6 protein-coding genes (1 of these 6 only partly in view) are annotated in these 11,823 nt (G+C 49.3%); 3 read left to right on the top strand and 3 right to left on the bottom strand.

Going from position 1 to position 11,823, the window contains the following annotated elements; translation table 11 throughout:
- The 3 genes from ACOCLE_RS05460 to ACOCLE_RS05470 form a co-directional block, all read right to left on the bottom strand.
- Positions 1 to 4,355, bottom strand: partial view of a tandem-95 repeat protein gene (locus tag ACOCLE_RS05460; protein ID WP_419535840.1) — the 5' portion only. It extends 23,620 nt beyond the left edge of the window; 4,355 of the gene's 27,975 nt are visible here — the first part of the coding sequence; the start codon lies at positions 4,353 to 4,355; the stop codon falls past the left edge of the window.
- Between the two features lie 246 nt (positions 4,356 to 4,601).
- Complete coding sequence (gene gcvP / locus ACOCLE_RS05465) at positions 4,602 to 7,538, bottom strand: aminomethyl-transferring glycine dehydrogenase (protein ID WP_419535841.1); 2,937 nt, start codon at positions 7,536 to 7,538, stop codon at positions 4,602 to 4,604.
- A gap of 136 nt (positions 7,539 to 7,674) precedes the next feature.
- The gene (locus ACOCLE_RS05470) at positions 7,675 to 9,048 is read right to left on the bottom strand and encodes an L-serine ammonia-lyase (RefSeq protein WP_419535842.1); all 1,374 of its coding nucleotides are present in this window, start codon (positions 9,046 to 9,048) and stop codon (positions 7,675 to 7,677) included.
- A gap of 322 nt (positions 9,049 to 9,370) precedes the next feature.
- On the opposite strand from ACOCLE_RS05470, the gene ACOCLE_RS05475 reads away from it, so the two are divergent.
- The 3 genes from ACOCLE_RS05475 (at position 9,371) to nqrM (ending at position 11,681) form a co-directional block, all read left to right on the top strand.
- Entirely contained in the window at positions 9,371 to 10,039 is a 669-nt protein-coding gene (locus ACOCLE_RS05475) for a helix-turn-helix domain-containing protein (protein WP_419535843.1), read from the top strand.
- Positions 10,040 to 10,353: 314 nt separating this feature from the next.
- Positions 10,354 to 11,364 (top strand): FAD:protein FMN transferase, encoded by a 1,011-nt coding sequence (locus tag ACOCLE_RS05480; RefSeq protein ID WP_419535844.1) that lies wholly within the window; start codon positions 10,354 to 10,356, stop codon positions 11,362 to 11,364.
- 83 nt (positions 11,365 to 11,447) lie between these two features.
- The gene (nqrM, locus tag ACOCLE_RS05485; protein ID WP_419535845.1) at positions 11,448 to 11,681 is read left to right on the top strand and encodes a (Na+)-NQR maturation NqrM; all 234 of its coding nucleotides are present in this window, start codon (positions 11,448 to 11,450) and stop codon (positions 11,679 to 11,681) included.
- Positions 11,682 to 11,823: the final 142 nt, after the last annotated feature.

Consider the following 11,823-nt stretch of genomic DNA (forward strand, 5'->3'; position numbering starts at 1 on the left):
TCGGCGGCTGCAATAACCTGATTGGCAGTGACTGCTGCCCCGTTCAGTGTCAGGCTGCCAGCACCGGGAAGGGTTTCCACCTTTATGGACTGCAGCGTGTTGCCGGAATCCACATCACTGAAGCCAAACTCTGAAGCGGTAAAGGTATGGGCGGAATCTTCATCCAGGGTCAGGGTGTTATTGGCCGCCAGTGGTGCATCATTGATAGCCGTGACATTAAACGTCATGCTCTGGGGCGTACTGCTGGCCGAACCATCGCTGACCGTAAACAAGAAACTTGCATAGTCCGTCCCATTCTCATGGAGATCCGGAGTAAAGGTCAGGTTACCAATACTGCTGATGGGAATGGCCTGGTTGATGGTGACGGGATTGCCGTTGAACGCCAGAGAACCATTGGCAGGAAGACTGATGACTTCTATGGACTGAAGGGTATCGCCAATATCATTGTCGGTGAAACTAAACTCGGATGAGCTGAAGGTGTGTGGAGTGTCCTCATCAATGGTCAGGGTGTTATCGGTGGAAACAGGAGCATCATTGACTGAGGTAACATCAAAGGTAATGGTTTTCTCAGTACTGTCGGTTTCACCATCACTCGCGGTGAAGTTAAAGCTGGCATAAACCAGACCATTGCCATTGGTTTCTGGTGCATACACCAGATTGCCTATGTCTGCTGCGAGAATGAGCTGGTTGGCAACAACATCAAGGTTATTCAGTTTTAACGTCCCAAGTGCAGGCAGACTGGTGATTCGGATGGTCTGCAGGGTATCGCCCGTATCAATGTCACTGAAGCCGAATTCGTTAATGGCAAATGCGTGAGATGTGTCTTCATCCATCGTTAGCGTGATATCAGCAACGGTTGGTGCATCGTTGATGGAGGTGACATCAAACGTCATGGTTCTGGGCGCGCTTTCCAGCAGCCCATCACTGACGGTAAATGCAATACTGGCATAACCGGTGCCGTGCTCGTTGGCGGCTGGTGTAAATGACAGGTTGGTAATATCGGATGAACTGATGACCTGGTTCGCGTTAACCGGTGTTCCATTCAGCGTAAGACTGCCTGATGTGGGCAGGCTGGTAATTTTGATGGATTGCAGGACGTCCCCGGTATCGACATCATTAAATCCTAATTCTGCTGGGGAAAAATGGTAGGCAGTATCTTCATCAATGGTCTGAGTACTACTAATTGCTGAAGGTGCATCATTAACTGGGTTGACGTCTACAGTGAATGTTTTGGGTGCACTCTCGTCGGTGCCGTCGCTGACGGTAAACTGAAAACTGCCATAGCCGGTTCCGTTAGCATTGGGTTGGGGGGTGAAAACCAGATTGGGGATATCGGTAATATTGATGACCTGATCTGCTACAACTGCTGCTCCACTCAGCGTCAGGTCACCAGTAGCAGGGAGCGTAGTGACTTTAATGGACTGCAGGCTGTCACCGGTATCAATGTCCGTAAAGCCAAAATCAGAAACAGCAAACGTCAGGGCATTATCTTCATCAATGGCCAGTGTGTTGTCACCCGTTGATGGCGCATCGTTAACAGGAGTGACATCAAAGGTAATGTTCTGGCTGGTGCTGCTGAGCTGACCATCACTGACCGAAAACTGGATGCTGGCATAACCACTGCCATTGGCATCAGCCTCTGGCGTAAAGACCAGGTTGGGAATATCTGCCGTAGTAATGACCTGATTAGTGGTGACCGAAGCGCCATTGAGTGTCAGGCTACCGGCAGCGGGTAAACCGGTAATTTTGATGGATTGCAGGGAGTCACCGGTATCAATATCACCAAAGCCAAATTCCACTGTGGAGAAGGTGTGCGAAGTGTCCTCATCAATGGTCAGGGTGCTGTCACTGGCGGTCGGTGCGTCGTTAACGGCCGTTACATCAACGGTGATGGTACTGATGGCACTGTCCACCGTTCCGTCATTAACGGAGAAATCGAAACTGGCATAACCCGCACCGTTGGCATTTGCGACGGGTGTAAAGACCAGGTTGGCAATATCGGCGACAGCGATGATCTGATTGGCATTCACCGCTGAACCGTTCAATGTCAGGCTGCCAGCACCTGGCAGAGTGGCAATTTTTATCGATTGAAGCGTGTCACCCGCATCAATGTCGTTAAAGCCAAACTCGGAAGCCGTAAATGTATGGGAGGTGTCTTCATCGATGGTCAGGGTGTTATCCCCGGCCGTTGGCGTATCATTAACGGGAGTGACATTAAAGGTGATGCTGTTGCCGCTGCTGCTGACCTGACCATCACTGACGGTGAACCCCAGACTGGCGTAGGCATTGCCATTGGCATTGGGGGACGGGGTAAAGACCAGGTTGGCTATATCAGCGGTATTGATGACCTGGTTGGCACTGACCGCTGCGCCATTCAGAGTGAGGCTGCCAGCACCTGGCAGACTGGTAACTTTAATCGACTGCAGGCTGTCGCCTGTATCGATATCGGTGAAACCAAATTCAGCGGCCGTAAAGGTATGGGATGTATCTTCATCCAGCGTAAAGGTGTTATCACTGGCATCCGGAGCGTCATTAACAGCAGTTACATCAAAGGTGATGGTGCTGGTGGCACTGTCGACGGTTCCATCATTGACGGAGAAATCGAAGCTGGCATAACCGACGCCATTGGCATTGGCAGCGGGTGTAAAGATCAGGTTGCCAATATCGGCGGCTGCAATAACCTGGTTGGCAGTGACTGCTGCCCCGTTTAGTGTCAGGCTGCCGGTACCAGGCAGAGTGTTTACTTTGATTGACTGAAGACTGTCGTTTACATCAATATCGCTGAAACCGAATTCGGAGGCGGTAAAGGTGTGAGCACCATCCTCCAGAATGGTCAGCGTGTTGTCACTGGCGACAGGTACGTCATTGACCGCGTTGACGTTAAACGTAATGGTCTGTGGTGAACTGTCCGTGTTTCCATCACTGACTGAGAAGAGAAAGCTGGCATAACCGATACCATTGTCATTGGCTTCTGGCGTGAATACCAGGTTGGGGATATCAGCAGCGTTGATCACCTGATTAGCGGTGATGGCTGCGCCATTTAATACCAGACCACCGGCACTGGGCAAGCTGATGACTTTAATGGATTCCAGTGTGTCTCCCGTATCAAGATCACTGAAAGCAAACTCAGAAAGAGAGAAAGTGTGAGCGCTGTCTTCGTCCAATATCAGCGTGTTATTACTGGTTTCGGGTGCATCATTGACACCGGTGACGGTAACATGGACTGTGGACTCTGCAGATGCACCTTGATCATCACTCATCCGGTAGCGGATAAGGACAGTTTCTGAACTACCCGCAGGAAGGTAGTTGAAGTCATTGCCCGGTGTGAACTGCAGCTGGTTGCCATTGATACTGACAGAACCCTGACCGGTTACGGGAATTCCATTGATATCGGTTATTTCTGCCGTGTCCAGATTGAAGTTAGCGGGTGTATCTGTTTCATCCTCATCGGTGTCATTGGCTAGGACATTGAGAGTTAACGTCTCATTCTCATGGCCGCTTACGATATCACCCTGAGCTTCAGGGGCTTCGTTCAAATCATTGACCGTAATGATGATCGTGGCGTTTTCGGTAAGATTTCCACTATCAGTCACACCTACTGTCAGGCTATAGTCGGCGATGGCTTCGTGATTCAGTTCTCCGGCTACGGTGATCTCACCAGTCGTTGGGTTGATGGAAAACTTGCCGTCATCATTGCCAGAGAGGATGCTGAAAGTCAGACCCTGACTGCTTCCACCATCACTGGCAGAAACAGTGCCTACCACCACGGAGCCATCTGAAAGAACATTCTCATTCACCTGAAAGCTCTGGTTTTGAATTTCGGGCTTTTGATTCAACGTTATTGTGCTGGTTTCAACCGGTGGAGGGGCGTCATTTTCTGAGGTGGCGGAATCAGGTTCTGATGAAGAGTCTGTATTCGCTTCGGTTTGAGAAGATGTGACGGTCTGATCCTGCTCACGCTCAATGACAAACTGTTCATCAATCCCCCCGGCATCTTCGGGTTCACTGACCTCCGAGGGCTCAGAACGCTCCTCATTGTCCGGGGGAGCTACCTCCTGCTCTGGGAGAATTTCTTTATCTTCCTGCTGGCCATCAGAACCTGACTCTGTGTTGGTCAGTTGAGTCAGTATTTCTGGTCCCATGATGATTTGCTGCTGAATAGCAAGGTTGATCAACTGGCCATTGATTAACTCAATAACAACGTCAGCATCGGTGCCATTTTCGATGATATCCTCAAGAAATACGGGATCACCGGGGTTAATAGTGCGAGCGTTTCCATCAGCGTCAGTGACTTCAAAAGGTTGGTTGGCATTCTTTAGATAGCCTATGACCTGGCTGCCAGTGCTTGGATTCATGAAACTGTCCGTCCTGGATAAATTTCCTTGTATTTAATCTACTAATTTTAGCTGAACAGAACGGTTTCAGGCTTCATTCTAACTGATTGATTATTAATCGGTTTGTTTTGTGGTGGGGAGTTGTGCAAAGATTTCTTGTGAGATGTAAATGACTGATTCCAGCTGACACCAAAAAAGCCCTCTGGTTAATATTTCACCTGAGGGCCTTCTGTCGATTTTGTGTTTATTGTAAATGTAATTTATAAGTTATTGATAAGCCTCGATATCTGGGCATGAGCAGATAAAGTTTCGGTCTCCATAAACGTTGTCGATACGATTAGCTGCTGGCCAGTATTTCGCCTTATGGCTGTAGGGAGAAGGGAATGCAGCCACTTTCCTGCTGTAGGGGCGATGCCACTCCTCTTCAGCAAGGTCTTCCATGGTATGTGGAGCATTTATCAGGGGATTGTTGTCCTTGGGCCATGTACCGCTGGCGACCTGGTCAATTTCCTTCCTGATTGAGATCATTGCGTCAATAAACCGATCTATTTCTTCCATGGATTCAGACTCGGTTGGTTCTATCATCAGGGTGCCGGCAACCGGGAAAGACATGGTTGGGGCGTGGAAACCATAATCCATCAGACGTTTGGCAATATCTTCTTCGGTAATGCCACAGGCTTCTTTGACAGGGCGAATATCTATGATGCATTCGTGTGCAACATGATGGTTTCTACCCTGATAGAGAATCTGATAATGATCACCCAGCCGTTTTGCCATGTAGTTGGCGTGAAGGATGGCCAGTTCTGTCGACTCCCTTAACCCCTTGCTGCCCAGCATGGTGATGTACATCCAGCTGATGGGGAGTATGGATGAGCTGCCGAACGGTGCAGCGGATACGGCACCAATCCCTTCATTGTGGTCTTCGATCGGACTTACCGAATGATTAGGCAGGTAAGGTGCCAGATGGCTCTTGACGCCAATGGGGCCCATGCCTGGACCACCACCACCATGGGGAATGGCAAAGGTCTTGTGCAGATTGAGGTGAGAGACATCGGAGCCGATATCGCCTGGGCGGGAGACACCGACCATGGCGTTCATATTGGCACCATCCATATAGACCTGACCACCATGATCATGAATGATCTGGCAGATGGTACGGATCTCTTCTTCATATACACCATGGGTTGAAGGGTAGGTCACCATTAAGGCAGACAGGCGATCACTGTACTCCTCAGCTTTGGCCTTCAAGTCATCGACATCGACATTGCCGTTGTTATCACAGGCGACAATGACGATTTTCATGCCCAGCATGGCTGCTGAGGCCGGATTAGTGCCGTGAGCAGAAGAGGGGATCAGGCAGACATCACGGTTCTCCTGCTGGTTTGCCCTTTGATAGTTACGGATAGCCAACAGGCCTGCATATTCACCCTGGGCTCCGGAGTTTGGCTGCATGGAGATGGCGTCATAGCCTGTGATTTCTACCAGAGCTTCCTCAAGTTGCCGGATCATGGTCAGGTAACCCGGAACCTGATCTCTCGGAGTGAAGGGGTGAATATTGGAAAACTCTGGCCAGGAAACCGGCAGCATTTCTGCAGCGGCATTGAGCTTCATGGTACATGAACCCAGTGGAATCATGCCGTGTAACAGCGAGTAATCCTTGTTTTCCAGTTGCTTCAGGTAACGCATCATATCCGTTTCTGAGTGATGACTGTTGAAAACAGGGTGACTCAGAATGCTGTCTGAGCGACGTAGTTCTGCTGAGAGCCCGATTGCACTCTGGGTATGTGACAGTTGGCTGTTATTGGCTGCAATCTGGCGGTCAATGGATGCAATATTCAGCTCTTTACCTTCACCCATAAAGATATTGAAAAGATCAATAATGTCTTCAGAGCGAGAGGTTTCATCGAGGCTTACACCTAGTCGGTCAGAGCCTATACGACGCAGGTTGCAACCATATTTGAGCGCGCGCTGGATAATGGTTTCCTGCTCACTGCCAACCTTGAAGGTCAGGGTATCAAAGAAGGTATGGTTACACTGGAAGCCCATTTCAGTGAGCCCATGGTGGAGAATCTGGGTCAGACGGTGTACGCGTCCTGCGATGGTTTTTAACCCTTCCGGACCATGGTAAACCGCATAAGCGGCAGCCATGTTCGCCAGCAGTGCCTGAGCAGTGCAGATATTGGAGGTCGCTTTTTCCCGACGAATATGTTGCTCACGGGTCTGCATTGCCATACGCAGAGCCGTATTGCCACGGCTGTCTTTGGATACACCAATAATCCGGCCGGGTACTGAACGTTTTAGTTTACCGGTTGTAGCAAAAAAAGCAGCGTGGGGGCCGCCAAAGCCCATTGGCACACCAAATCGCTGACTGTTACCCAGAACAATATCAGCTCCGAGCTCTCCGGGTGATTTTAGCAATGTAAGGGCCAGCAGGTCAGTGGCTACTGAAACCATGGCACCCTGTTGCTGCGCAATGGTCACAACGCTCTCAATATCGGTGATGTTACCGTAAGTCCCCGGGTATTGGAGCTGTACACCAAACACATCGTGGTCGTTGAGCTCGGTGTAAGGGTTGCCAACGATGACGTTGATTCCCAGCCAGTCGGCACGGGTTTTTATGACATCAATAGTCTGAGGGTGAACGTCATCGGCAACAAAGAAGGTTTGAGAGGCAGCCTTGCTTCGTCCAACACTTCTCAAACACAGGGTCATGGCTTCCGCAGCGGCAGTGGCTTCATCCAGTAGAGAGGCATTGGCAACCTCCATGCCTGTAAGGTCCATAACCATCTGCTGAAAATTCAGCAGCATTTCCAGTCGCCCCTGGGAAATTTCTGGTTGATAAGGGGTATAAGCAGTATACCAACCCGGGTTTTCCAGCAGATTACGCAGAATAACATTGGGCACTTCGGTATTGTGATATCCCATGCCAATGTACGACTTATTCACTGTATTTTGTCTGGCAAGAGCATGAAGCTGAGCAAGCGCCTGCTGTTCGGTTTTCCCCTGGGGAAGTTCTAACTCCCGCTTTAATCGGATACTGCCCGGAACGGTTTCATTGATCAGCTCTGCCAGCGACGTGAGTCCGAGACTTTCCAGCATGGCCTGCTGCTCCTGCTGGTCAGAACCAATATGACGATGGGTAAAGGCATCGTTATGTTCCAGTTCTGCCAGTGTCGGCAGAGTAGACGTGTGTTCAACGGCCATGTTGTAGTCCTGTTTTCACTCTTACGTTGGTTTTAATAAAAATTATTTGAGCTGGCTGTTTAGTTATTAATCACTCTTGCCAGCATTGGAAATAAAAGACAAATGTTGTTTTTAACGGCTTTGTTTCAATGCACTCTCAGCACATCACGACATTCACTGCCAGCCCTCCGGTGGCGGTTTCTTTGTATTTATCCTGCATGTCCAGCCCCGTCTGGCGCATGGTTTCAATCACGTCATCAAGCGATACCCGGTGCTGTCCATCGCCTTTCATGGCCAGACGGGCTGCGTTGATTGCCTTAACGGCTCCCATGGTATTGCGCTCAATACAGGGAACCTGTACCAGGCCGGCTATCGGGTCACAGGTCAGGCCAAGATTATGCTCCATACCGATTTCAGCAGCATTTTCAATCTGGCGGTTATTGCCACCCATCACAGCGCAGAGGGCTCCTGCTGCCATGGAGCAGGCAACCCCTATCTCCCCCTGACAGCCTACCTCGGCAGCAGAGATTGAAGCGTTCTTTTTATAGAGCATGCCAATGGCTGCAGCGGTTGCCAGAAAGGTACAAATACCTTCTTCATTGCTACCTGGGACAAAACGATCGTAATAGGCAAGAACCGCTGGAATAACGCCAGCTGCACCATTGGTTGGTGCAGTAACGACACGACCACCAACGGCGTTCTCTTCATTGACCGCTATGGCAAACAGATTGACCCAGTCCATGACTTCAAGGTGATCCTGCTGGTCTCTGGGGCGATTCAACAGTTCCTGATGCAATTGATGTGCACGACGTCTGACGTTAAGGCCGCCAGGAAGTATGCCTGTCTGTTCACAGCCGCGGTTTATGCAGCTGTCCATTACCTGCCAGATATTCAACAACGCCTGTTGAATATTGTCAGCTCTTCCCAGATGTTTTTCATTTTCCAGAACTATTTCACTGATGGAGAGTCCGGTTCTATCTCCGATGTCCAGAAGGTCCTGGGCATTATTAAATGGAAAGGGAACCTGAATTTCCGTTGCAGAAATCGTCTGATCGGTTTCCTGCTCATTCAGTACAAAGCCTCCACCCACGGAGTAATAATTGTCATGAAAAAGCTCAAGGCCTGCTTCATCAAAAGCTCTCAGCGTCATGCCATTAGGGTGCTTGGGAAGGGAGTGGCCATTCAAAAAATGAAGGTGTTGATCTTCAACGAAAGGAATCAAATATTGGCTGGCCAGCAATAACTGGCCAGTCCCGCGGACATTGTTGATCAATTCTGGAGCTTGATCAGGATCCAGCAAATCAGGCTTTTCACCCATAAGCCCGAGGATCACGGCTGTATCGGTAGCATGGCCTGCGCCAGTCATGGCCAGAGAACCATAGAGTTCAATACGGATCTGACGGGTATTCTCAAGCTGCCCTTGCTGGAGCAGGGCATCAAGAAAGCGGTTGGCGGCGACCATCGGTCCCACGGTATGGGATGAGGAAGGACCTACACCGATCTTGAACAAATCGAGAATACTTAAGCTCATCGCCATGACTCCATTTGTTGGTATATTTTTGCGATATCTGCTTTAAGACTGTTTTTGTTATTTATCAGCAAGAAATCGGTCAAACGATCAATCAACAGAAAGCTGCTTGGCACCAGAAATCAATGTGTTATTAATGGGTTTTGACCAAAAGATTCCTATTTTCCTAAAATAAAGCGTAACAATACCTTTCTTTCACATCAATAAAAAAGTTTCCAATAAGAAACAAGTTTTCACATAAAGGTTTTTTCCTGACAGACCATGTATGATGGTTTTGTTTAGCCAATGGCAATGCCCATAAGAATGGATGGCAAAGGGGGAAAGCGTGCCGGAATCAACGGATTTTCTTAAACAGGAACAACAGAATAAGCCTGCAGTGTTAGTGACTCGCAGAGTTGGCGTTGATCAGGAGGGGGGGAGTCAACCAGAAGCATCTGTAGCGCCACTGGAGCTTGGAAAGCGGGTCAGGGAAATTCGTTTGAGTCAGCAGCTGACGCTTGAAGAGGCCAGCCAGAAGACCGGTCTGGCTCGTTCAACCCTCTCTAAAATCGAGAATGAGCAGATATCGCCCACGTTCACTGCAGTAACAAAGTTGGTCAATGGACTGGGGATTGATATTCCCCAGCTGTTTTCCCCGGTAAAGAAAACGGTCTCTGCTGGAGGCCGTAGAGATATTACCCGTCAGGGTGAGGGGCGTCTTCATCCCACCAGCACCTATGAACATGAGTTGCTGGCTACAGAGCTTTCCGGCAAAAAAATGATTCCCTATCGTACCACCGTCAGGGCACGCTCATTTGACGACTATGGAGAGTGGGTGCGACATGATGGTGAGGAGTTTCTACTGGTCTTGCACGGCAGTATTGAGCTCTATACCGAATATTATCAACCGATCGAGCTGTTTGAAGGAGACAGTGCATACTATGATGCAGAGATGGGGCATGCGCTGGTTTCAACCAGCGACGATGATGCGGTGATTCTCTGGGTAACTGCCTGAATACTTTCCGTTTAATCCCTGATGATTATCCCCTGAGCAGGTGCTAGAATCCGGCCAGACTTTTAACCGGAAGCTTTCTCAGAGCATCTTGCATAAAGCGTCGACAAAGGTGGTTTCCCTTTCGTACCACTCAGTGTGACACAGTGTACAGAGAATTCCTGAGATTGAGCCACGCCGTATTGAACCACTTTCAGGAGTTTCACTTGCTTTCCCGATCTCTGAAGCGATCATTGATACCTGCCATCATTGTGATAGTGGCAGTATTTCTGGTGTTGAGTACGCGGCCCAGGCTATATAGCTTTCAGGGGAAGGTCATGGGAACGACCTATAACGTCAGTTATGTAGCCACCCTGTTCAGTCATCCAGTAAAGGATGTGTCGAGAGTAGTACATGATGCTCTGTCTGATGTTGATCAGCGGATGTCAACCTACAAGCCTGACTCTGAGCTGATGCAGTTTAACCGGGCCCCGGTCGGCGAGCCATTTGTACTGTCCAGTGATATTGTTCAGCTGGTTCAGGAAGCCCAGGAGATTTCTGATATATCAGATGGAGCCTACGATATTACAGTAGGGCCCCTGGTGAACCTGTGGGGCTTTGGGCCAACGCAATGGGCTGCCGTCAAAGAGAGCCACGACGATAGTGACTCTCACCAGCTTGCAAATGCACCAGAATTTGTCAAATGGATTGAGGATCAATATCCGGGTCATATTCCGGATGAAACCGCTATTCAGGAAGCCCTTGCCAAGGTGGGTTATCAGAGTTTGACAGTGGATACTGAAGGCTCAACGCTGACCCGGGAAAAGGAGTTGTTTGTTGATCTGAGCTCTATAGCCAAGGGCTACGGTGTTGATCGGGCAGCAGCAGCTCTCAGGGCTCAGGGTATTGAAGACTTTATGGTAGAAGTGGGTGGCGAAGTCCTGGTTCAGGGGGTCAAGCCTAATGGCAAACTCTGGCGACTGGCGGTCATTGGTCCTGAAATGGGAAAAAACGGAGTGTCAGCCTTGGTAGAGCCTTTGGACAAGGCACTGGCAACCTCTGGCGATTATCTGAATTTTTTTGAAGTAGATGGTAAACGTTACTCACATACCATTAATCCGGTCACCGGCTGGCCTGAAGCCAAGCGGGTAGCGGAAGTGGCGGTCATTGCCGATACATCGGCCCGAGCCGATGCACTCGCAACCATGTTTATGGTGCTGGGTGATGAGAAAGGGCTGGAGCTGGCGAATAGACTGGGTATTGCGGCTCGTTTTGCCTATTATACGGATGAAGGATTTGAAACTGTAACCAGCGAGGCCTTTAAGCCTTACCTGGTTAAACAGCCATGAGCGGAAAATACCGTTTCAATCAACAGGCTCAAGGTATCGCCTGAATCAGCGGTATTTCATGGTAAATAATGGAGGAATCAGTTATGACAATTATGCTGATTACATTTTGTACTTTTCTGGTGCTCATTGCGGCTATGGCAGTGGGTGTGATTTTTGCCAATAAACCCATCAAAGGCTCCTGTGGCGGCCTCAGCAATCTTGGTTTGAAAGACGGCTGTGTTATTTGTGGTGGTGGAGATAAAACAGATCCTCTCTCCGAGATGAGTGATGACCTGTTTTATGACGCCACTGCTTCAAATTCGAGTAAAAAGGCGTAATCTCTTCTCACCCGGTTTATTTTTTGCTGGGTGTTGACACCAGAGACGGTAAAAACCTCTGGTGTTATGCCTTCTGGGCACTTCAGATTTAAGCTGTAAAGAAGAATAAACAGATAATGTGTTTAACCGGGGGAATCGAATA

Source organism: Endozoicomonas sp., assembly GCF_965196975.1.
GTDB lineage: Bacteria > Pseudomonadota > Gammaproteobacteria > Pseudomonadales > Endozoicomonadaceae > Endozoicomonas.

What these genes read in the sequence shown, in the direction of transcription:
- gcvP (WP_419535841.1), bottom strand. Translation starts at nt 7,538, where the DNA reads ATGGCCGTTGAACACACGTCTACTCTGCCGACACTGGCAGAACTGGAA.
- ACOCLE_RS05470 (WP_419535842.1), bottom strand. Translation starts at nt 9,048, where the DNA reads ATGAGCTTAAGTATTCTCGATTTGTTCAAGATCGGTGTAGGTCCTTCC.
- ACOCLE_RS05480 (WP_419535844.1), top strand. Translation starts at nt 10,354, where the DNA reads ATGGGAACGACCTATAACGTCAGTTATGTAGCCACCCTGTTCAGTCAT.
- nqrM (WP_419535845.1), top strand. Translation starts at nt 11,448, where the DNA reads ATGACAATTATGCTGATTACATTTTGTACTTTTCTGGTGCTCATTGCG.